This is a genomic window from Olivibacter sp. EAT-5 (genome assembly GCF_044784325.1).
Classification (GTDB): domain Bacteria; phylum Bacteroidota; class Bacteroidia; order Sphingobacteriales; family Sphingobacteriaceae; genus Olivibacter; species Olivibacter oleidegradans.
In genome coordinates, this window is record NZ_CP173028.1 from 5,400,647 (window position 1) to 5,422,957 (window position 22,311).

Below are 22,311 nucleotides of genomic sequence, written 5' to 3' on the forward strand. Positions count from 1 at the left end.
TCAATAACATCTCAATAGCAAAGGATACAAAAATATAGATGGCTCATTTACCCGAACTAATACAAGATATGGCGCTGATTCTCTTGGTAGGCGCTTTGGTTACCATTCTTTTTAAACGAATTAAGCAGCCCTTGGTTTTAGGTTATATCATTGCCGGCTTTTTAGTTGGCCCACATTTCGATTACCTACCCACTATCGCTGATCACGAAAACGTAGAGACTTTTGCAGAGATTGGCGTCATCATGCTGTTGTTCAGTTTAGGATTGGAATTCAGTTTTAAAAAACTGGTGAAAGTAGGTGGTTCGGCATCCATTACGGCCGTTATCGAAATTGTATTTGTAGGTTTGGGCGGCTATCTTACCGGATATTTGTTGGGTTGGAGTCAAATGGATAGTCTTTTCCTAGCGGGTATGTTGGCAAGTTCCTCCACTACCATTATTCTGCGGGCTTTTGATGAACTGGGTTTAAAACCCAAACAGTTTGCTAAAGTAGTTTTCGGTGTACTGGTGGTAGAAGATATTATTGTTATCCTGTTGATGGTATTGCTATCTACCGTTGCCGTAACACAAACTTTTCACGGCTCAGAAATCCTTTTCACCGTACTCAAGCTCGGCTTCTTTTTGGTGTTGTGGTTTTTAGTAGGGATCTATCTACTGCCGGTATTTATAAAAAAGACCAAAAAGTGGATGGACGAAGAAACGGTGCTCATTCTTGCAATAGGACTTTGTTTCGGCATGGTATTGTTGGCTACGCAGGTAGGGTTTTCGGCCGAATTAGGTGCATTTGTAATGGGTTCTTTAATAGCAGAAACCGTATTGGCAGAAAAGATCGAACACCTTACCCAACCGATTAAACAATTTTTCGGCACCATATTCTTTGTCTCTGTAGGTATGATGATCGATCCACAAGCGATGTATACCTATGCAGGCCCTATATTGGCCGTTACGTCACTCACCATTGTGGGAAAGTTTTTCTTCAGTGGGTTAGGAGCCTTGATTTCCGGGCAACCGTTAAAACAAGCTGTACAGATCGGTTCCAGTATGGCTCAGATTGGTGAATTTGCTTTTATTGTTGCCGCTTTGGGATTGTCATTAGGCGTTATTTCAGAATTTCTGTTTCCTATTGCCGTCGGTGTATCGGCAATCACTACGTTTACCACACCCTATCTGATTAAATTTTCGGAACCATTATACGGCACAATTGTAAAGATACTTCCGGTAAAATGGGTAGCCCGGTTGGATGTCTACACTTCCGAAACGCAGAAAAATAAAGACAATCCGCTTTGGAAAAAAATGCTGCAGGAGTATAATAGAATCCTGATCACCAATAGCATTATACTTGTCGCGATTACCTTGCTGTTCAAATACACATTCATTCCGTTTTTGACTACGCAAATAGAAAGTGTGCTTTGGCGAAATGTGGTGTTGATAAGCGCAGCAACCTTGCTGGCATCACCTTTCCTATGGGCTATCCTCAACAAAAAGATTACTGTAAAAGACGGGAATGAAACCGTCAATTCCTATTACCTGAACTATTCGGTGACGGCTATCTCCCTTCATGCTGTCCGATATCTTTTAGGAATATTTCTTATAGGTTTCTTTATCGATCAGATCACGACAACCAAATACGCACTGATGGTTGCTGTTCCGGTAATTGTAGTATTGCTCTGGTTTTTCTCAGATAAGGTTCAGAAGATTCACCAGCGAATAGAGCAACGGTTTATATCCAATCTAAACGAAAGGGAACGGCTTGCATACATTCAAAATAAAGGAAATATTGCACTACAACACAAAAATGAGGAAGCAAAAAAGCACTTTCAGGAATGGAATGCTTACGTAACCGAATTGGAAGCAGTCGACACCATTTTTTTTGCAGGAATGACTTTGTACGAACTTAACTGGAAAGAGAAGTACGGGATACATATTGTGTATATACGTAGAAACGACCGAACCATTCATCTGCCAAACGGAAAACATCGGATATTGCCTTACGACAAAGTGGGCATATTGGGAACTGACGAACAGATTTCCCAGGTAAAACTACTATTTGACCAAACAATCCAGCAAGCTGATAATGAAGAAGATATTGACATCAATTATATACAGCTTATTAAGGTACAGGTTACCGAAGCCAATCCCTATTCCGGTAAAACGATCAAAACCTCCGGTATCCGAAAAGATCTGCGTAGCCAGGTTGTGGGTATTGAAAGGACCGGAAACCGAATGCTAAACCCAGGTTCGTCGGAAATGATCTTCGTTAATGATGTTGTATGGCTCGTGGGCGATACACGTAGAATAAAAGCTTGTTTAGAAAATCATCAGGGGAACTTTTTGGAGGTATAAAACAGGATTTCGTCCCGCATCCGTAGTTATTCTTCCTCCTGCAGCCATAGCCTTTATTCCACCCTACCTCAGCACAGCACAAATATTTGGATATTAAAATTTAACACTATACATTTGTATTATACAACTTGAATAATACATGAAGAATAAGTTAGTTGATGAGCTGCTTTCGGCCTGGGAGGAAACGTATAAAAAGGGCCAACTTACCCTTTGGATATTTATGGCATTGAAAGATGGCAAAAAATATGTAGACGAAATCAAGCTGTTTATTGAAATTGAATCAAAATATACTATGCAGTGTGAAGAACAAAGCCTTTATCGGAATCTCAGAAAACTCCATCATATAGGAGCAGTAGATTTCGAAAGTGGAAAAGGCCACAAGGGTCCGGAACGTAAGTATTACTACCTGACGGCATTGGGCAACGAATTGTTCACAAGATTTGTTGAACGGAACATTCAGTTATTTTTCAACTCTAAAATAACCAAACTATTAAAAATGGAGGAAACGTTATGAAAAGCTTAACAACCTATCAGATTGGCTATGCAGCCGTAGCAATGGGAACAACTATTTTATTCCGGTACTTATTGTCCTTTTTTCTAACTCAGCAACAGTATGTGTTAACGTGGGTATTGGCAACTTTATACTTTATTTCCATGTTTCTTGCAGGATGGCATTTTGGCAAAAAAGCAAATCAATCACTGTCAATTGTCTCACTTACTTTTCGATTCCATCTCTATACGTTCCTAATTTTTACTCTTATTTCATTCATCTGGTTTAAACTGGATCTTGCAAGTATTAATGAAAGTTTCAAGAGCTTTCAGACTGGAACCTTTATTTGGTCAATTATACTCTTGTTACACTTTGGTATATATCTGCTGAAAGGTAGAAATGCCATAAAGGGGATCGCTAGAACCGACCTCTTTGAATAATCGGAAGCTCCTGCCGCCTATCTCAGGCCAGGCTTACGCCTTCCGGTGGAGGCCATCATCAAGGTATCAGTAAAAACAGATGCCCTAGGTTGTCAAAGCACATATAAATTAATATCTTTAAAGGCGTATTCCGGAGCATATTCAGTATCGATAGAACGATAACTTTTGTTTTATTGAAAAGATGCATCTAATGTAACATTTCACACAGCATGGTAGTCTCTTAGGATATTGATTTCTCATGCAATTCGAATCTCTTTGTACGCTTCGGCAATTTGGGAAAGCAACAACATTCATATGAAGTCAATTGATCAGAGAAAATAATTAAGAAATGGAATTCAACCCAAACAACAAGGTCGTTAAACTCTGCCTTCAGGGCATGAGCATGGAGGATAATAACCAACCCGAAGAAGCAAGTAAATTATTTCTTCAAGCCTCGTATGAAGCAACAAACGATTTTGAACGATTTCTCGCGGCCTATTACGTAGCTCGACACCAAAAGAATGTCGCGGACAAATTAAAATGGCTGGGCACCGCTTTGCGTTCTGCATCCGAGATAAATGATGATGCTGTCAAGAGCGCTTTTCCTTCTCTATATGAAAGCATCGCAAAATGCTATGAGGAATTACATGACTTTGATAATGCGAAAAAGAATTATGAACTAGCTGATTCATTCAGGGATCGGAGTTCTGACAAGGGTCCTTTTTATCACGGAACGAAAGCGGATTTACAGGTTGGCGATTTGTTAACAGCAGGGTACAACTCGAACTACAAACCCGAGATTGTAATGAATCATATATATTTTACAGCTTTGATTAATGGAGCGGGACTTGCAGCGGCCCTAGCGAAAGGTGATGGGCCCGACCGCATTTATATCGTTGAGCCAACGGGTAGCTTTGAAAATGATCCAAATGTTACCGACAAGAAATTTCCGGGCAATCCAACCCGTTCGTATCGCAGTCAAGAACCATTGAAAATTGTTGGGGAGATTACAGACTGGGTACGATTAACGCCTGAAGAACGACAGCAGTGGCAGCAAAAGATAGCGAATCTCAAAGGAGAAATTATCAACTAGCATCCTATTGAACTGTCCAATGTCAGGTGACAAAGATCCCCAAGAAGTTTTATTTTTCATGAGCACAATAAAGATCGCTTCTCAACGTTAATTAAATAGTCGATAAAAATAAATGCGTACATTTTCAAGTAAAAGAATAAAGCCTCTAATTAGAGGCTTTATTTGTTTTTCAGCTTTCCCCTAGATCTTACCATCGACCTTCTTTATCTATCATGAAAGGACGGATGGAATTTCCATAGCAGTTCATCCCTTCTTGTCGGCCAATAACTAATATGAAATATTCAATTTCTGCAAGAGTATTTCCCGATAATTAGGTCCAATAGGAAGATCGATCAAATCAGTTTTGGCAAGATTTCCTGTGATCGCTTTAATTTTGACAAGTTGTACGATATAGGATCGATGAATTCTAAGAAAAATAGCTTGAGGCAGTAGTGTTTCGACCATCCCGATATTCATGCTCATCATCATAGTAGTTCCGTTTGCTAAATGTACCATCGAGAAATCACGCTGCGCCTCCACATAAACAATTTCTTCAAAGTTTACCCGTATCAATTTGTTGTTTTGCTTGATAAATATAAAAGTGCGTTCGCTATCTGTTTCTAAATTAACAGTACGGGTGGCCATGCGCTCCCTTAGCTTTTGGGCAGCTTGCAAAAAGCGGTCGAAGGTAATGGGCTTTACCAGATAGTCAACTGAATTTAAGTCGAATCCCTCAACAGCAAATTGTGGATAAGCAGTGGTAAACACTACGTAGGGAGGGTTCCGCAAGGAGCGGAGAAATTCCGTACCCGCAATCCGTGGCATCTGTATGTCCAAAAACATGACGTCTATTTGCTGCGTGTATAGTGCTTCATAAGCCTCCATGGCGTTTATACACAAGTCCTTTATTTCGAAATCCGGCAACTTTTCAAGATGGTCTTTTATAATGTCACGAGCAATGGGTTCGTCGTCAACAATTATACAGGAGATACTCATAATTTACAGATTAAGGTTACTCGATAGCTATTTGCTTGTTCGTCCAATTCGTATTGATGTTTATTGGGATAAAAAAAAGCCAGCCTTTTACGCAAATGCTGCAAACCCAATCCGCCATATTTATTTTCTTCTGAATCACCTATTGTGTTTTCTTCCATAAAATACAGTTGTTTATCACTTACGTGAATCACAAAATGGACAAAAGCGCCGGGAACATCCTCCGTATGCTTAAACGCATTTTCGACTAATGGCATCAATAGCAAGGATGGCAATTGTACCGAGGGATTTTCAATCGTGACCTCCATGCTGACTTTCGTGTGGTTGAGCCGTATTTTTTCTAATTCAATATAGTTCGCGATCAACTTCGTTTCTTCTGCAACAGGCATCCATTCGTTATTGGCTTCATATGTTGTATAACGCAAAAACGCTGATAAATGAGCGATCACCGAAGCGGATTGCGCGATATTCCCACGTAAAATCAAACCATATATATTATTCAATGAATTGAAGAGAAAGTGTGGATTGAACTGTGCTTTAAGAAAATCAAGCTCCAACTTTGCTTTTTCTTTGATAAGCTCTGCATTCGCATAAGCATTACGCAAGGCGGCCAAACCTACCTTTATGCTTATCGGCATTCCCAGCATGAAAATAATACCAAGTGGCAAACCTAAGCTCATAAAGCGCTTAAACACGACATTGCTCAGTTGCTGTTGGAGAAATTTATGGTAGTTGGGATTGTTCCGTTCTATAAGCGCCATACAATCGGTGCAGTTCCTCAATAAAGCTGCCTCCATGTAGCCGTCTGCGACAGTATACAAAATAAACAGCATGATTAAACCAAATAGGCTACCCACCATACTTTTCACCCTGATAGCATGGGGATAAAGCCCGTAAACCAGGATGTAATAAAAAGCAGCCAACAATGCGGTACTATACAAATTTATTTTAAACAGCGTCGTAGTCGGTAATCCATTATAGACGTTAAAGGTTATGGACGCCATGTAGTTTTTTACCGCCAACATAAATAGCCAAAAACAAAGGTGTAACAGTAGCCTGAGTGCCCTCTGCTGATAAATACGGTAAACAGTTGCTTGAAGCACAGTGGTTTGAAGCTGCATACGGTAAATATAGCTGTTTAAATAGCTCGCCCCAAAATAAATAGACCAAGACTACTCGGTTTCCTACGAAGCCTCTTTTTTTGGCAACGAAGGATTTCCTTTTACTTGGTTACCGTACAAAAGCTATTGGTCGATAAGTGGGTGGGCCCTGTCGACTTTATTTTTTTGCTTCATTTCTACTTTGTCATTTTGTGTTGACATTAAATAAATTACAAATGATGAGCAAAAAATTAATACCACTTGTTAACGTAGTGATTTACTTTATCCTACTCGGCGCAGCGATGATCATTGCCGGATTGATTCGGCCATTAAACAGTCCGCTGTTCTTCTTTTGTCTTTCCTTCGTACTCAGTTTTATCTTTTTAAGGCGGGAAGGGAAAAATATAACGTCCATTGGCTTTATCCCTAAAAACAGCATGAACTACCTTCAACTTTTCCTTGGCCTGGGCATTGGCGTGCTGATGCTTATTGTTACCGCTTCTCTTACTTTCGTTTTAACAGGCGATCAATGGGTATTCAGCGATAGAATAAACGCCGGGCCTATTCTTACTATCTTTTTAAACTGCTTCTGTTCCTCCTTTGCACAGGAATTTGTTTTTCGTGGCTATCCGTTTCAAAGCTTACATAGACATTACGGCGCATGGCCGGCGCAATTAGTAGTAATGGTGCCCTTTGGATTAATGCACGTTCACCTAGCCATGCCTTTCGGTGATTTTATGCTCACCTTACTTACCACTGGCGTTGGTTCACTCCTTTTTGGCCTTCTTTATCTAAAGACCAAGAAATTATTTCTGTCCATTGGATTACATACCGGATGGAATTTTGCGCAGACTTTGATTCCACGCACCTCCCCCGGTGAAATTGATGGGATCATACACGTTACACAAAGCCAGCATCATTACAACTTCTTTACTGTTGTTCTACCGTATTTGATCTGCATCGGTTTAGCTTTTATTCTTTTTTGGCAATATAGAACCAAGCTGAGTGAATCATGAAGAATAAGCAAAATTCTTTCGATTTAACGAAACTTGCGGGATAACTATATTTGCCTTACGATGGACATGGGATGTCTGGAAAAGCTTGGTTATGACAAGCTTTTCCAGTTTTTCTTTTGAAATTGCATACTTGTTTTAAAACGCGAACCTATTTATTTTGAAGAAAACGAATCTGCCAGACAGCACGCAATGACAACGTTGGCTATCTCGCTTTGCTATTAAAACTAGTTGACTATTAAATCAATCACTTCTTGGGGCGACACTTCGTTTTTCTGCCAGATCTCTTCGATTGTTTTCGAATCACCAATGAATATGCCATTACTTTTAAGTGTTCGCAATGCCTGATCATAATCGATATTTAAGGCTTGAAAAGCTTTCATTATCGGAGCCTTGACTATTCGTTTGACAATCAGTGTATCAAGGGTTGGGTTACCTCTTTGATGTATAACAAAGGCAGTTGAAACCACCGCGACGGCGATGGCGGCGGGTAAGAAAACTTTTTTTCCAAAATGGGTTTGTAAGCTCTTCCAATTGACAAGAATATGAAAGATGGCAAAAATGACAAAAACCAATCCCAGGCTTTCATGCATAACTTCCGTATAACCATCAAATAGATGGAAAAGCATCAGCAGGCCAGATAGGGCTACAACGAGAAAAACAAGGGTGATAAAAGGTGTGATGTACTTTCTATTAAGCTTCATGTGTCCACGTGTTTATTTCTACAAATGTATGTAGGGAGAAATCTTGGGTACAATAACATTTGTTATCAAATGTAACGGCTGATATTTATTGGCTGAATTACATATATTACCTAAATTCCTATCTTTACGCATATGGAAGAAATGCTTCGACGGCATATAGAGCAAGTAGTACCATTGAGTGACGAAGAGTACACTTTTGTGCGACAGCACTTCAGTGTAAAGCATTGTAAGAAAGGTGGGTTCCTTATCGACAAGAACGAACCGGTACGTTATGTATACCTGGTCATATCCGGGTTGCTTAAGCTGGTCTATCATGACAAAACAGGCCGCGAACATATTATTTCTTTTGCGATGGAAGACTGGTGGGAAAGCGACTATCCCGCTTGGTTCTCCCGGCAACCGGCGTCATTGAGCTTACAGTGTATTGAGGATACGGAAGTATATTGCCTTTCACTGGATAGCTATCAGACAATTTGCGCCAAGCTACAAAAAATGGAGCATTTCTTCCTGCATAAGGCGAACCGAGGACACATGGCTTCTCAGGAGCGTATTCTGTCATTCCTTACAGCCAACCCACGTGAAAGGTATGAGCAGGTACTCCGCAAACAGCCTGCATTGATGCAACGGGTACCTAAGACCCTTCTGGCCGCTTATTTGGGTGTATCTCGTGAAACCCTTAGCCGGCTTTGGCGCAACAATTAAACGGCCAACAATTTGCCAAATGTGATCCAAGTCACAACACCCCGCGTATAGTTTTCTCAATTTTGCTGTACAGAAAAACAAAAAAATATCATGAAAAAAACAGTGATTAATCCCTGGACTTGGCAGGAAGAACGCGGCTACGTACAGGCCGTAGAAGTAAAGGAGGCAACAGGAACTTTATACTGTGCCGGACAGGCAGCAGTACATGCCGATGGCACATCGAGCAACGCCGATATGCGTACCCAACTGGAATTGGCAATACAGAACCTTGAAACCGTAGTCAGTGAAGCGGGTTACGAGTGCCGTAACATTGTTAGATTGACAGTTTATACCACTTCATCAGATGAGTTTATCAAAAACTGTTTTGACATATTCCGTAGTTTTGTAGCAAAGCATGGCATGAAACAAGTGGTTACACTGATGCAAGTGGTTGCCTTGTATGAAACACTGAATGTAGAGCTGGAAGCTACTGTTGTAAAATAGTAAATTTGGTTGGTGCTCCTTATAAGGCATCAACCAAGCTTACTTTTTGCCTATCCCGACACATGTTATTCCGAAGCCAATATTTGAACGTTAGGAAAGATTTTATTTCATTTTTGCAAACCTGCTTTCAAGACCGGCCAGCCATTTTACCCGTTTTTCCTGACCCACTGTTTTGACACGATTAAAGCTGATCCAGCTAAGATTTTTATATCCCATTGTTTTAAAAACACTTTTTAGCATTGCTTTGCTGATTAGATTTCCTATCAGTAAGGAATACATAATTTTCGGTTTATTCATAGTAGTGATGATTGTTACCCCTTTTAAATTTTCTAAAAGAGGAATCAATCCGAAGCCTCTCGGATGATGGTCATAAGCAACCCCGGGGGTAAGAACCCTATCAATAAATCCTTTGGTAGTTGCAGGCATGAGATCCCACCATATTGGGAATATAAAAACCAAGTGATTCGCTTCCGCTAAGCGCCTATTATAGTCTATTACCTGTGGATCAACGGCTTTGTGCTCTACAAAGCCTTTCAAGTCTGCACTTGACATAACCGGATTAAAACCGTCATTGTCCAGATGCATAAGGTCCACTTCGTGACCTGCGGTCTTCAGCCCTTTTGTTACCGCAGCTAAAATCGCGGTTGCATAGCTTCCTTCATAGGGATGATTAAATACGATGACCACTCTCATTTTACTCTATTTATTTTGGAGTAAAACTAATCAGCTCAATGGCGCTCAACGATAACATTTGTTATCAAATTCCATATTACGCTCCCTTTCGGACCAGCTTGCTTTTTATACGGCTGAGATGAACCTTGGTTATTCCCAGATACGATGCAATATAATGTTGGGGAATACGCTTTATGATATCTGGACGTTGCTGCAAGATCTGTATATAACGTTCTTGGGGACTATCTTTAATATGCGAAAGCAAAAGCTTTTGACAGTGAACAAATCGATTGAAGAGATGATTCTCCATCTCCATTTTTATATTCGGAGAGCTGTCCAGTACAAATTCAAAATCTTTCTTGGAAATAAATTGTATAATGCTAGGCTCTATACTTTCAATACTATAAAGGCTTGGCCCATTTGTTCTGAAGCTTTCAATAGAAGAAACACCCTCGCCCTCAAAGAAAAACTGGGTAGTTATGTCGATTCCGTCGTTGTTAAACCATGTCCGCAAACAACCCTTTTCTACAAGATAAGCATTTTTTGAAATTTCTCCCTCGCGTAAAAGCATTGTTTTAGCAGGTATTTCCAAACGTTTAAAAAGGTGGTTGAATTTATACCATTCGCTTGTTGCCGCTATTGTTCTTTTGTTCATTTATCTATTGCATAAAGCATATCCTCAAACAAATATAATAAACAGGCCGCTAGAACGGAAGGAGGTGAAGCAGCCGGCACATTTTTTACATCCATATTGTCATCTTGGATATTGTTGATTAATTTGGACAAACTATATTGTAAATCTGCAATCGGCTTGTTTATCGTTTTTATACTTTTGGCTAGCTATATTTGAAAAACGCGGATGAAGACAAAGGTGAACCACACTTCGTTTGAAGCGATATCCTAATAAGAAAGTATTTCATTGAATTAAAGAAATAGCTAAATTGATGGACCACTCCGTTTTAATTAATTATCTGCATGATGACAATGACGCAGGCCTAATTGGCATATATCGTATTTACAACAAACCATTGCTTTACTTTGTGCAGCGGTACCTTAAAAACCATCAATTAGCAGAAGAGGTGGTTGCAGATGTATTTGTCAAGGTTTGGGAAAGGAGGCTACACTTTACGAATATGAACGCACTTCGTGCGTTTCTATATATTGCTGCAAAGAATATATGCCTTAACAAATTAAGAGGAGACCGGATATTTAAAGATGCCGAAAATATTGAGGACTACAGCCAACTCCTAACAGAAGATTCAGATGCCTTTACCCAAATAGTGCGTGCCGAATTGTTGAAAAGTATTATGGATGAAGTTCAACGCCTCCCCGAAAAACAACGAAAGATTTTTCATATGACTTTTATTGATGATATGAGTATGGATGAGATTGGTTTGCATTTGGGCATGTCACCAAACGCCGTGTATACGAATAGATCAAGAGCGCTTGCAACCTTGCGGGATCATATAAAGACGAAAGACTCATTATATGCTGCGATCTTATTTTTCTACTTTTTTCAGTAACGCAAATCGGAAAATGTATTTTTTTTAAAACTTTCTGTAAGGTTTTTCAAATTCTTGTGTTTCTATGTTGATACGTAACCAAGAGCCATGCAAAACCTAGATCGAATCGTAACATTATTAAAGGGATATTTGAGCGACAACCTGACTGTGGATGAGTCTGCCGAGCTTCAGCAATTATTGAAAAATCATCCCAGTCTTAACGAATTGTCGAATGAATTGAAGGATATCGGTCAGCTGGAGTGTGCATTACAGGAGTATGAGATACTGTACAATGAAATTAATAGTAACAAAGAACAGCAGTTGCTGACTGATATTCTTTTGCAAATCAATGATAAAAGGGGGCGAAATCGAGTATATCATCTTAGGCGACAGATAATACGGTACAGCTCTGTTGCGGCAGTTTTTATCGCTTTCGTTGTTGGAATCTTCTTTTTGCGTAAACATTACTTTGTGATCGAACCAAACGAAAAAAATGGTCAGTCGTTAAGCGAAAATTTCGTTCCCGGGCACAACCAGGCGACATTAACTTCATCGAATGGACAAACACTCGAACTAAGTGATGCCCATCTTGGCATTGTCATTAACAAGAATATTACTTACAACGATGGTACCGAGCTGAATATCGGACAGAATACCATTGAACATACGCAACTCACCCTGTCTACCCCCAAGGGCGGTCAGTATCAGGTAACCTTAGCGGATGGAACCAAGGTGTGGCTGAACGCAGCTACTGTACTCTGGTATCCGCAGAAATTTGCAAGCGACATCAGAATAGTCGAACTAGAAGGAGAAGCATATTTTGAAGTTGCAAGAAACGAAAAAGCTCCTTTTGTTGTTCGGACAAAAAATGAAAGTGTTCGGGTGTTGGGTACGCACTTTAATGTCAATACTTACCGGGATGAACCGGTTTCTATCGTTTCTCTTTTAGAGGGAAGCGTGACCGTATCGCTGCCTAATAAAATCTCCCAAATTTTAAAACCCGGACAGCAGTCTATCACACGCACGGACCGAATAGACGTTCAGCCCGTAAACACAAGTGAAGCGGTAGCATGGAAAAACGGCGAGTTTATGTTTAATAGCGAAAACTTAGTGAGCGCTATGAATAAAATTGCGCGTTGGTATGACCTTGAAATCATTGTAGAACCTCCATTAAGAGAGATAGCCATATGGGGGGCAATATCAAGATATGACAAGTTTGACAAAGTACTTGAATTGATTCAACTTGTAGACAGCCGCATAAAATTTAAAATAGAAGGAAGGAGGGTGACGCTCATGAAATAATCTTACTGCCGGAAAATTAAGGAAAACGAAAGACCGAAGAAGGTGGTGCTTCTTCGGCCCGAAGGTTCCAATTCTAAAAAGAGATATCGTATTTTTATAAACTAAAACCAATTAAAGGTAATGAAAAATTACATTTTATCATTGGGGGTAGACCTCTTATGCCCCAAATATAAATTCCTAATTATAATGAAAATGATAACCGTGTTGCTTTTGCTTACACTCTGTCAAGTTCGTGCCAAAACTTTTGGACAGAACATCAGCATTTCAAATTCGAAGATGCAGATAGTAGACCTGTTCAGGGAAATTAAGAAGCAAACAGGATATACGGTTGTCTGCAATGCAGAGATTATTAGAGCAAATTCCAACCTAAAGGTTGAGGTGCATAATAAACCATTGTTTGAAGCACTGAATATGATTCTGTCTCCTCTCCAATTAACGTATACGGTGAGAGATCGATCCATTGTTGTTCGAAAACGCACAGAAGATAAGCAGGTTACTAGCGCTGTAATGGTTCCAACGAAACCCCAACAACGAATCACAGGAATAGTGACCGATTCCGATGGCACCCCGTTGCCGGGCGTCACCATTAAACTGAAAGGGAAATCTATCGGCGAAATAACGAATAACGACGGAAAGTATAGCATCGCGGCATCCACCGGTCAAGTGTTGCAATTTAGCTATATAGGTTATGAACCAAAAGAAGTACTAATAGGGACTGATCTTACCGTCGACGTTAAGCTGCAATCGTTGAATGAGGCCTTAACAGAAGTGGTAATAGTAGGCTACGGTACGCAGAAAAAAGCGGTAGTATCTGGTGCAATAGCTACCGTAAAAGGGGAAGATCTTGCTAGATCTCCGGCGGCTAATCTTTCAAATTCATTTGTCGGTAGACTACCGGGAGTAACAGCCATGCAAAGTAGTGGAGAACCTGGCTACGACGGCTCTACGCTTCGTATTCGCGGTATTAATTCGCTACCTGGCGGCAACAGTGAACCCTTAATCGTCATCGATGGGGTACCGCAACGCGCAGGTGGCTTGGATCGGATTAATCCGAATGATATCGAAAGCGTATCCGTATTAAAAGATGCGTCGGCCGCCATTTACGGCTCTCGGGCAGGTAATGGCGTTATCCTTGTCACGACGAAACAAGGCAAAATAGGTAAAGCCCAAATTTCTTATGATTTTACCTATGGTATACAGCGCCCCACTCGTACACCGAAAATGGCGAATTCGGAACAATATACAGCTATTATTAACGAGGTTACGGGTGTATATCCGCAAGATCCCGCAAAGTGGACAGAAATCTGGCAAGCATTTAATACAGGTACCGGTACCTACAATGGAACTTCGGGAGCCATCAACCCGGAATATAGTCCTGAAGAAAGACAAAAATATAGCGATGGATCAGACCTTTTACGTTATCCGAATACGGATTGGTTTGCCGCTACGCTAAAAGATTGGTCTCCACAGCAACGGCATAACGTACAAATAAATGGGGGTACCGAAACGACAAAATACTTGATATCCTTAGGGTACTTAAACCAAGATGCTATTTATAAGAATTCGGCTACATATTATAAGCAATACGATTTGCGTGCAAACCTGGAATTCAATTTTGGTAAATATGTTACGGCAAGGTTAGCGATAACCGGTCGAGAAGAATCGCGTAATTTCCCAACTAGAGGAGCTGGCGATATTTTTAGATTTCTTGCGCGCGGTCTTCCTACCAATATTGCCACATGGCCTAATGGACTTCCCGGGCCCGATTTAGAGAATGGTGCTAATCCGGTTGTAATTACTACCGGTGCAACCGGATATGATAGAAATACAAGGGACTACTTGCAAAACACAGGAGCGATCGATATTAAAATCCCCGGAGTAGAGGGTTTAAAATTAACGGGAACGGCTTCGATCGACAAATACTGGGGCAGATCGAAAAGATGGGAAACACCTTGGACCTTATACGATTGGGATAAAGTGAGTTTTGAAGCCGATGGGGTCACACCAAAACTATCGGGCTATATACCAAAAGGAATAGAACCCAAAGCTCAACTTCGGGAAGCTACGGAAGATCAATTAGCGATCAACGTATCGGCCTTGGTTTCCTATGATAAAACGATCAAAGGTGTACATAACATTTCCGCAATAGCCGGGCTGACCCGTGAAACCGTGACCAATAACGGTTTTTTTGCAGCCCGAATGGATTTTCCGTCGATACTAGTAGAACAATTGAACTTTGGCGACCGTGTGCGTCAAACCCTGGGCAACGAAAACACCTATGATAGAGCACGATTGAGTTACTATGGTCGCGTAAACTATAATTACCAAGAAAAGTATCTTTTCGAGTTTAATTGGCGTGTAGATGGATCGTATATTTTTCCTCCAAACAAAAGGTTTGGCTTTTTTCCCGGGGTATCGGCCGGTTGGCGTTTATCCGAAGAAAGCTTTTTTAAAAACAATATTGCTTTCATCAACAATTTAAAACTAAGAGGTTCTTGGGGTCAGATGGGCGCAGAAGCTTATTATGACAACAGCCTTCAAGAATATAAATATTTATCACTGATGAATACCGGACAGGGTGTATTCAGCGACCTACTCTATCAAACCATTTACGAAAGTACCATTCCAAACCCAAACTTCACATGGGAAGTGGCCAACAACAGCAATATTGGCTTGGACGCCTCATTTTTGAACGATAAGCTGGCTCTGGAGCTGGACTTATTCTATAATAAACGGACCCATGTTTTAACAAAAAATCCCGGTGTAGTACCTATAAGTTCAGGTATTTCGGGCAATCTGCCTATTGCAAATCTTGGTAACCTCATTAATAAAGGTTACGAATTTAAATTAACCTACACCGATAAAGTTGGCGATCTGTTTTATAATATAGGGGTGAATGGCGGCTACGCGAAGAATAATGTGCAATACTCCAGTGATGTAGCCAATACTTTACCTTATCAACAACAAATAGGAAAAGTTACGGATTCATGGCTGGTGTATTTGTATGACGGCGTTTTCAAAGATCAAGCCGCTATTGATGCGAATACCGTCGATTATTCTGCTCTTGGATTAAAAAACGGGAAATTATTGCCGGGGGATATGAAATATATAGATTATAATGGCGATGGTAAAATTACAAGCGACGATCGTGTACGACTAAACCAAAATAGCACGCCCACTTTTACAGGAGGCTTAATACTAGGAGGACAATATAAGGGCTTTGACTTTAATATATTGATACAGGGAGCAACCGGTGGAATGCGAAGAATGGGGCCCACGGAATCGGGATTAATAGGAAACTACCTCGAATGGAATTATAATCATCGTTGGTCTATTGATAACCCGAGTGACACAGATCCCCGTCTTACCAATCGTTCGGACACCTATTATACAACTACTGATAATACTTATTGGATCCGCAGCACCAATTATATAAGATTAAAAAATGTTGAATTGGGATATACTTTACCAACTCAATTGGTTAACAAAATAGGCTTGAGTACGCTTCGCTTTTATATCAATGGCATTAACCTGGCAACCATTGACAAGATAAAAATATGGGATCCTGAGGCTAACAACAGTACCGGTCAATTTTATCCGCAATCTAAAATTATCAGTTTTGGCGTAAAGGCTGTGTTTTAACCCAATTATAAATAAACTAAGGTGAAATGAAGACATTAATGAAAAACAGGATTTTTTATATGTTGGCTGTTCTATTGTTTACGACAGCATGTAGTACAGATTTTTTAGATGTATCCCCTCGTAACGCGTTCTCCGATGAGACGATATGGCAAGACCCGGTATTAGCAGAAAAATTTGTCAGTGATATTTACAATGTTTTTGAAGCAGGTAACTCCGGTTTCACCGAACAGATGCAAGCTTCGGCAACTGATGAGTCGTTATGGAACCATACCGATGCTTTCCTCTTATTGAATACAGGTGCTATCAATGGGGCAAATGAAGGCTGGAGCGGGACATCCAGGTGGTGGGAGCGCATGTATACGTATATAAGATTCAGCAATATTGCGATCGAAAGACTAATAGATGACACCAAAAATGGTATCAGTGATCAAGGAGCTAAAGATAAATTATTGGCTCAGGCTTTTTTTATTCGCGCCTATTGTTATCACCAACTATTAAGGTACTACGGTGGTGTCCCGATTATTACCAGCAGCTATGAATACTCAGAAGATCCAATTATATATGAAAAAGAACGCGGCACGTATGAGGCCTGTGTAAATCAAATTATACAGGATTGCGATGAAGCCTACCGGCGATTGGGGAATACTGTACTTGAAAAAGGACGTATTAATTCGCTCACTATTTTGGCGCTCAAATCCAGAACTTTGATTTATGCAGCAAGCGATCTGCATGACGCCGTAAAGCTTACTGCAAAGGTCACGGATCTAAATAATCTTTCGGAGAGATTACCTTTATTAGCGTATACGAGCGGCTCCCAAGAAGAACGGTATCGTTTGGCACAGGCTGCCGCTAAGGCGGTGTTGGATGCGGGAACGGGTTATAAATTAAATCTAACCGAACCGGTCGCACCGGAACAGGGGAGAATTAATTATAAAAGTATCGCCATGGGTGGCGGTAGCAAAGCAGCAGGTATTGATCAGGGGGCGGCATCTGACATACTTTATGCACGCTATTTTATCACCGAACAAAGTTCAACGCATGCCAGAGATAACGGTCCGAATGGTTATAACAATTGGGGTGGGAACCAACCTATAGGCCTTTTGGTAGATGACTATGAAATGAATGATGGAACTAAATTCGATTGGAACAATCCCCTTCATAAAGCGGCCCCTTATAAAAACAGAGATCCGCGCTTTTATGCCTCCATATTGTACGATGGCGCAGATTGGAAACCAAGAAATAACCCTTTAGACCCAGCCAATCAAATACAAACAGGCGCATATGATTTAATCGTAGATGGCAAGCTGACGAAATTTGCCGGACTAGACACAAAACAAGGACCTAAGGAAGCACATAACGGGACTTGGACAGGTTATTATATTCAAAAATTTATTGATCCGGACCCGAATATTATTGATGCGCAAGCAAGGCAGTTCGTGCCCTGGCCCTATTTTAGGTTTACAGAAGTTGTATTTAACTATGTGGAAGCCTGTATTGAACTGGGCGACACGGAAACGGCAAGAACTTGGCTAAATAAAATTCGCTTCCGGGCGGGCATGCCCGCTATCACAGCAACGGATCAAAGTACGCTAAGAGAAATATACCGCCATGAACGCCGCATAGAAATGGCTTATGAACAACAGCGTTTTTTTGATGCGAGGAGATGGTTAATTGCTGAAGAAACACTTGGCAGGAAAGTGACAATAGTTAAAATTGATGGAACGTTCAAGCCTGGAAAAACCTTGTCAGGTAATTATAGATATGATGAATCTATTTACAATTACAGCTATACTCCACAGGAATTTAATAGTAAAGAAAATCGTGTTTGGAAAAACCAACTATATTTTCTACCCCTTTCGCGAGACGAAATAAGGAAAAACCCATTATTGGTTCAAAATCCAGGATACATTGAATAGTCACTTTGGTATAGAGTATCGACGATTTTGTTTGGTTTACCTATAATTAATTTACAAGGTTTAAAACTCGTTAAAACGAGTTTTAAACCTTGACTCGGTGACATCAACCATATTTACTTATAACCAAGTTAGGTAAAATCCGTTACCCCTCCTCACCAGCCTAGCTGAAGCTGATAGGTCGGAATGAAACGACTGAGTTTAAAGAAAATGACGTATATTAGCCCATAACAAAGACAGTTTTTTCCAACCGCATGCCGTCATATCAAGTGTTAGCTTTACATCTTAATGAAACATTATCTATCTGCCGTATTAGGCTTCGCTATTTGGGGCACTTTTGCTCTAGTACTAAAACCGTTAAGTGCTTATGCGGCGCTGGATATTCTTATTCACCGCGTCATCTTTGCTGCCATTAGTATCGCTTTCGTTTGTTTTATGTTCAGAAGAAAACAAACTTTTGCCAGCATCCATTATGTCAAAACAATATCGCCAAAAGAAAGAGTAAAACTGCTGATAAATATGTTCTTCAGTGCCATTATGCTCGGGTTGAATTGGTTCTCGTTTATTTATGTGATGAATGCAGTCAGTGTCAACGTCACGTCTTTGGCCTACCTGATCTGTCCGATCTTAACGACAGTTCTAGCCAGCCTTTTTTTGCGTGAAAAACTGAATATAGGACAATGGTTTGCTGTACTGTTAAGCTTGATTAGTTGCCTTATCCTTGCATATGGCCATTTTATGGATTTGATTTACAGCATGGTGATCGCGCTTTCGTATGCAATCTATTTAGTGCTTCAAAAGAATACCTTTCAGATGGATAAATTTTTCACATTAACCATTCATATTGTCGTGAGCACCTTCTTGCTGCTCCCGATTTTAACGGTCATTGATACTACGGTACCTAAAACAATGACATTCTATGGCCTTGTTGCAATTATTGCAGTGGGTTACACCATTATTCCCCTGTTCCTCAATATTTTTGCTCTTAAAGGGTTGGATTCTTCTATTGTCGGCACCTTATTATATTTAAATCCCATTATTAGTTTCTTATTGGCCATTCTCTATTATAAAGAACCGATCAATACGGTTCAGCTTATTGCCTTTGGAATGATTTTCACGGCCGTTGTGATTTTCAACATCGCCTATTTGTACGGAAGGAAGAGAAATATGGCATTAAAGTAAGTCAAATAAACCGGTAACTATTCATATATAGCTGATTTAAGATGAAATTTCGGATATCTTTTTGGTGATTCTATGTAGTATTTCCGACAGGATTAAGGCAAATACGACAAATAGAACAAACACCATATAGCCCGGTTGTAAAGAGGTATTGTTTGTTGCAATACTCGTAATATTGTCTTCCCTGATGTTTAAAACGGCTAACTGAGAAGTTAGCATACTGTTCATACCAATATAGGTCAACATGATTGCCACCACCATGACGTCGGCCATGCTCCATTTACCGGACTTGAAAGCGAAAAAATGGACGAATTTATTCTTTCTGCTCGACTCGCGCAAGAGATAAAGGCCCGATGAGATGAGCTTACCGAGCGGAAAGAATACACTGAATGTTAAAATGAGCAGACCTACCACGATGGAATCGATCTTGGCATTCTTCAAAAGAATTACTACCACATCGATAATACTCTTGCTCTGAAAGAAAAGAACTTGGTCTTCAAAAATGAGATGTTCTCCCATTAAGTGGAAGTCTATCTTCTCCAACCTTGCTTCCACCTCAATCATGACCGATGAAACGCCTACGATTAACACAATGCCAGCGGCTAAAAGTGAAAAAATAAATAATGATTTTTGCAATTCCTGATGATCGATGAAATATTTCCACAAGGCCAACAACAGTAAAATACAGGCAAAAACAACAAGCGTATACGCATAGCTCTCGTAGCGGATATCGGCAAATAGTTTATCCGTCTTCTTTTTGAAGCCGGTACTGTTTCGCGCACCGTATTTACTGAAAATGGCGTTAGTTACTTTTCGTTGCGCCACCATAGAGCTGTCGAAAGTCGTTTCTTTTACTTCATCCAGTTTATCTTCGGCCAGATTTTTCAAGGTTTTCTTGGTGGATGGTTTGTTTACCTGATCGACAATGGTTTTTGCAAAACCGGGAACCTGATCGTGTAATTGATCTTCATCGACAAAAACATTGACTGCTGCCTTCCGTATTTTTCCTTTGATGCTCGTTTGCTTTTTCGTCAGATTACTCATGGCTTTATCGATCATAGCATGAAGCATTTTTTCCACTTCTTTCTGCAGCTCAACCCTTTGCTCCGGCGTAAAACTGAACTGCTGAATTTGTTTTTCAACTATTGTAGTTATCTTTTCTTCCCATTTATTAATAGAAAGAATGCCGAATGCAATGCTATTTACGGTACTATAGTCTTCCATGATCTGCACTTGCTGCCGTGATAGGGCATTGATACGGTACCCCGAAAAGGCTATCAATAACAACAGCAAGCTCAGCCCTATAGTGAGGAAAAGTTTAGTTTTTGAAAACATAGATATGTATTTAATCTTTCATATAAGTTAAGGATATATTACATACGATATGCCTCCCTATATTGTTTTACAGATCTAAAAAATTTTCGGGATGATTTTCACATTAATTCAACCAACCTGTGATCGTTACAGATTATATTAAACACTTTTTCATAAAAACAGGAAAAATCCTATATGAAAAATAGTGTTATACCTCTTTCATCGTTTCGCTATATTTCTCACTTTTGTTTCACTCAAGCATCCTATCTATCGAAAAACATTAGGTGCGAATTACCAAATGTATTTCGGCACCGGCATGACCGACAAACGTGCATGCCTTAAAGAATTAACAAAGGGAAGGTGACATGGGAGGCGGCTTCGGCCGCCATTTTTTTTACTACTCTAGCAACTGATTCATCAAATTTCACATGTATTGCCGGTTTACCTTCGCACTGATCTGATCATTTCATAGCGAAGTCCTATTTAATGCATTTTTAGCCGCATAATGAAATAATGCTGCCGAAACTAGAAACAGGCCGGCGAAGAAACCATTAACGCCCAATATTTCGATAACCGAGCTGCCATGATGCTGCATACCTGCAAGAAGGGCAATTGTTGCAAGCACTACCAGTGTCAGTACGGTGACATACATGGCACGTTCCATGCCGGCCGCTTTGAACTGCGATAGCAAGGAGCCAACGATCACGACGATGGCTACTGCTATATACATAAGGTTGCCGATATTTGGGCCGCTGCCGATCAGGCCTACTGCTAAGTTGGCCCAGATCATTAAAAAGGTGGCCACGACCATTATGCTGATGGCAATTCGATACATGAGATTGGGCGATCGCCTAACCAGCCACGTAAATGAAATCCCCGTTCCGAATATAAGCGCTCCCATAATAATAAAATCAAGCGAGCTCCAGTTTACCTCGTTGGTAAAGTGCATGGCTACGAAAGGGATCAGCAATAGGAACAGGGTCACACATGCGACACCTATAATAGATGAATAAATGCTGCTTTGCTTTTTCATGCTTTGAAAAATTTAGTGAATAATCTATTTGTTATTTCTATTCAAAAGTACTTTGTATTTCAAAGTAAAACAAGAAAATTCGGAATTTTATTTTCATCGCCGCCTGGTAAGCAATTCTCCATTAGGCGTACTATGTAAAGCCGAATTTTTGAAGGCTAAAGCAAATCAGTGGACAGAAAAATTAATACAAGCTAAACACACGATTAATGCAACGAAATTATCTTTGTCCTATAAAAAATCGCCTTCTCATAATTAGGTTTATAATTGGTTAGCGAACGCTCCGTTACTCCCCATTTCGGAGCGTTTCTTTAGACACCCCACAACATGGTTATAGGCAGGTAACAAGAAGAAGAATAACCCCTTAATATATCACAGGCGTACCGAAAGAAGTACTCCATTTAATGCAACCGATTGCGTTTATTGTCAATTTTGTTTT

General features: G+C 40.2%; 18 protein-coding genes and 1 pseudogene. 12 read left to right on the forward strand and 7 right to left on the reverse strand.

What is annotated here, in order from left to right; all coding sequences use genetic code 11:
- The first annotated feature begins 38 nt into the window (after positions 1–38).
- From ACH11B_RS22650 to arr, 4 genes and pseudogenes are all read left to right on the forward strand, one after another.
- Positions 39–2,342, forward strand: coding sequence for a cation:proton antiporter (locus ACH11B_RS22650; RefSeq protein WP_377610454.1), 2,304 nt, complete (start codon positions 39–41; stop codon positions 2,340–2,342).
- 139 nt (positions 2,343–2,481) lie between these two features.
- Entirely contained in the window at positions 2,482–2,856 is a 375-nt protein-coding gene (locus ACH11B_RS22655; RefSeq protein ID WP_130855404.1) for a PadR family transcriptional regulator, read from the forward strand.
- Positions 2,853–3,272 (forward strand): hypothetical protein, encoded by a 420-nt coding sequence (locus ACH11B_RS22660; protein WP_130855403.1) that lies wholly within the window; start codon positions 2,853–2,855, stop codon positions 3,270–3,272. The genes ACH11B_RS22655 and ACH11B_RS22660 overlap by 4 nt, the downstream gene beginning before the upstream one ends.
- A 691-nt stretch (positions 3,273–3,963) precedes the next feature.
- A pseudogene (gene arr, locus ACH11B_RS22665) lies at positions 3,964–4,344 on the forward strand (NAD(+)--rifampin ADP-ribosyltransferase); the annotation flags it as partial.
- Between the two features lie 267 nt (positions 4,345–4,611).
- Here arr and ACH11B_RS22670 read toward each other — a convergent pair.
- On the reverse strand, positions 4,612–5,319 hold the full coding sequence (locus ACH11B_RS22670) for a LytTR family DNA-binding domain-containing protein (RefSeq protein WP_013667462.1): 708 nt from the start codon (positions 5,317–5,319) through the stop codon (positions 4,612–4,614).
- Positions 5,316–6,320: a sensor histidine kinase gene (locus ACH11B_RS22675; protein ID WP_377610456.1), complete on the reverse strand. Its 1,005-nt coding sequence runs from the start codon at positions 6,318–6,320 to the stop codon at positions 5,316–5,318. The genes ACH11B_RS22670 and ACH11B_RS22675 overlap by 4 nt, the downstream gene beginning before the upstream one ends.
- A 332-nt stretch (positions 6,321–6,652) precedes the next feature.
- Here ACH11B_RS22675 and ACH11B_RS22680 point away from each other — a divergent pair, with 332 nt between their 5' ends.
- Complete coding sequence (locus ACH11B_RS22680) at positions 6,653–7,432, forward strand: CPBP family intramembrane glutamic endopeptidase (protein WP_377610458.1); 780 nt, start codon at positions 6,653–6,655, stop codon at positions 7,430–7,432.
- Between the two features lie 224 nt (positions 7,433–7,656).
- On the opposite strand, the gene ACH11B_RS22685 is transcribed toward ACH11B_RS22680, so the two are convergent.
- Positions 7,657–8,133: a DUF4405 domain-containing protein gene (locus tag ACH11B_RS22685; protein ID WP_130855399.1), complete on the reverse strand. Its 477-nt coding sequence runs from the start codon at positions 8,131–8,133 to the stop codon at positions 7,657–7,659.
- Between the two features lie 132 nt (positions 8,134–8,265).
- Here ACH11B_RS22685 and ACH11B_RS22690 point away from each other — a divergent pair, with 132 nt between their 5' ends.
- Positions 8,266–8,835, forward strand: coding sequence for a Crp/Fnr family transcriptional regulator (locus ACH11B_RS22690; RefSeq protein ID WP_149105843.1), 570 nt, complete (start codon positions 8,266–8,268; stop codon positions 8,833–8,835).
- A gap of 90 nt (positions 8,836–8,925) precedes the next feature.
- On the forward strand, positions 8,926–9,318 hold the full coding sequence (locus tag ACH11B_RS22695) for a RidA family protein (protein WP_130855397.1): 393 nt from the start codon (positions 8,926–8,928) through the stop codon (positions 9,316–9,318).
- 102 nt (positions 9,319–9,420) lie between these two features.
- On the opposite strand, the gene ACH11B_RS22700 is transcribed toward ACH11B_RS22695, so the two are convergent.
- Entirely contained in the window at positions 9,421–10,011 is a 591-nt protein-coding gene (locus ACH11B_RS22700; RefSeq protein ID WP_013667468.1) for an NAD(P)H-dependent oxidoreductase, read from the reverse strand.
- A gap of 76 nt (positions 10,012–10,087) precedes the next feature.
- On the reverse strand, positions 10,088–10,645 hold the full coding sequence (locus tag ACH11B_RS22705) for a Crp/Fnr family transcriptional regulator (RefSeq protein ID WP_289551617.1): 558 nt from the start codon (positions 10,643–10,645) through the stop codon (positions 10,088–10,090).
- A 289-nt stretch (positions 10,646–10,934) separates the two neighbouring features.
- Here ACH11B_RS22705 and ACH11B_RS22710 point away from each other — a divergent pair, with 289 nt between their 5' ends.
- The 5 genes from ACH11B_RS22710 to ACH11B_RS22730 all read left to right on the forward strand — a co-directional run bounded on the left by ACH11B_RS22710 (position 10,935) and on the right by ACH11B_RS22730 (position 19,531).
- On the forward strand, positions 10,935–11,513 hold the full coding sequence (locus ACH11B_RS22710; RefSeq protein ID WP_289551618.1) for an RNA polymerase sigma factor: 579 nt from the start codon (positions 10,935–10,937) through the stop codon (positions 11,511–11,513).
- A gap of 87 nt (positions 11,514–11,600) precedes the next feature.
- Positions 11,601–12,794 (forward strand): FecR family protein, encoded by a 1,194-nt coding sequence (locus tag ACH11B_RS22715; protein ID WP_289551619.1) that lies wholly within the window; start codon positions 11,601–11,603, stop codon positions 12,792–12,794.
- Between the two features lie 186 nt (positions 12,795–12,980).
- Positions 12,981–16,436: a TonB-dependent receptor gene (locus ACH11B_RS22720; protein WP_289551620.1), complete on the forward strand. Its 3,456-nt coding sequence runs from the start codon at positions 12,981–12,983 to the stop codon at positions 16,434–16,436.
- A gap of 26 nt (positions 16,437–16,462) precedes the next feature.
- Positions 16,463–18,352, forward strand: a complete 1,890-nt coding sequence (locus ACH11B_RS22725) for a RagB/SusD family nutrient uptake outer membrane protein (RefSeq protein ID WP_130855394.1) — start codon at positions 16,463–16,465, stop codon at positions 18,350–18,352.
- Positions 18,353–18,637: 285 nt separating this feature from the next.
- Positions 18,638–19,531, forward strand: a complete 894-nt coding sequence (locus ACH11B_RS22730; protein WP_377610462.1) for an EamA family transporter — start codon at positions 18,638–18,640, stop codon at positions 19,529–19,531.
- A 36-nt stretch (positions 19,532–19,567) separates the two neighbouring features.
- Here ACH11B_RS22730 and ACH11B_RS22735 read toward each other — a convergent pair whose 3' ends face one another.
- Both ACH11B_RS22735 and ACH11B_RS22740 read right to left on the reverse strand, forming a co-directional pair.
- Complete coding sequence (locus ACH11B_RS22735; protein ID WP_377610464.1) at positions 19,568–20,863, reverse strand: paraquat-inducible protein A; 1,296 nt, start codon at positions 20,861–20,863, stop codon at positions 19,568–19,570.
- Positions 20,864–21,308: 445 nt separating this feature from the next.
- On the reverse strand, positions 21,309–21,875 hold the full coding sequence (locus ACH11B_RS22740) for a hypothetical protein (RefSeq protein ID WP_289551623.1): 567 nt from the start codon (positions 21,873–21,875) through the stop codon (positions 21,309–21,311).
- Positions 21,876–22,311 lie beyond the last annotated feature (436 nt).

Coding starts and splice junctions, on each gene's coding strand:
- ACH11B_RS22650 (WP_377610454.1), top strand. CDS start 39: ATGGCTCATTTACCCGAACTAATACAAGATATGGCGCTGATTCTCTTG.
- ACH11B_RS22655 (WP_130855404.1), top strand. CDS start 2,482: ATGAAGAATAAGTTAGTTGATGAGCTGCTTTCGGCCTGGGAGGAAACG.
- ACH11B_RS22660 (WP_130855403.1), top strand. CDS start 2,853: ATGAAAAGCTTAACAACCTATCAGATTGGCTATGCAGCCGTAGCAATG.
- ACH11B_RS22670 (WP_013667462.1), bottom strand. CDS start 5,319: ATGAGTATCTCCTGTATAATTGTTGACGACGAACCCATTGCTCGTGAC.
- ACH11B_RS22675 (WP_377610456.1), bottom strand. CDS start 6,320: ATGGCGTCCATAACCTTTAACGTCTATAATGGATTACCGACTACGACG.
- ACH11B_RS22680 (WP_377610458.1), top strand. CDS start 6,653: ATGATGAGCAAAAAATTAATACCACTTGTTAACGTAGTGATTTACTTT.
- ACH11B_RS22685 (WP_130855399.1), bottom strand. CDS start 8,133: ATGAAGCTTAATAGAAAGTACATCACACCTTTTATCACCCTTGTTTTT.
- ACH11B_RS22690 (WP_149105843.1), top strand. CDS start 8,266: ATGGAAGAAATGCTTCGACGGCATATAGAGCAAGTAGTACCATTGAGT.
- ACH11B_RS22695 (WP_130855397.1), top strand. CDS start 8,926: ATGAAAAAAACAGTGATTAATCCCTGGACTTGGCAGGAAGAACGCGGC.
- ACH11B_RS22700 (WP_013667468.1), bottom strand. CDS start 10,011: ATGAGAGTGGTCATCGTATTTAATCATCCCTATGAAGGAAGCTATGCA.
- ACH11B_RS22705 (WP_289551617.1), bottom strand. CDS start 10,645: ATGAACAAAAGAACAATAGCGGCAACAAGCGAATGGTATAAATTCAAC.
- ACH11B_RS22710 (WP_289551618.1), top strand. CDS start 10,935: ATGGACCACTCCGTTTTAATTAATTATCTGCATGATGACAATGACGCA.
- ACH11B_RS22715 (WP_289551619.1), top strand. CDS start 11,601: ATGCAAAACCTAGATCGAATCGTAACATTATTAAAGGGATATTTGAGC.
- ACH11B_RS22720 (WP_289551620.1), top strand. CDS start 12,981: ATGAAAATGATAACCGTGTTGCTTTTGCTTACACTCTGTCAAGTTCGT.
- ACH11B_RS22725 (WP_130855394.1), top strand. CDS start 16,463: ATGAAGACATTAATGAAAAACAGGATTTTTTATATGTTGGCTGTTCTA.
- ACH11B_RS22730 (WP_377610462.1), top strand. CDS start 18,638: ATGAAACATTATCTATCTGCCGTATTAGGCTTCGCTATTTGGGGCACT.
- ACH11B_RS22735 (WP_377610464.1), bottom strand. CDS start 20,863: ATGTTTTCAAAAACTAAACTTTTCCTCACTATAGGGCTGAGCTTGCTG.
- ACH11B_RS22740 (WP_289551623.1), bottom strand. CDS start 21,875: ATGAAAAAGCAAAGCAGCATTTATTCATCTATTATAGGTGTCGCATGT.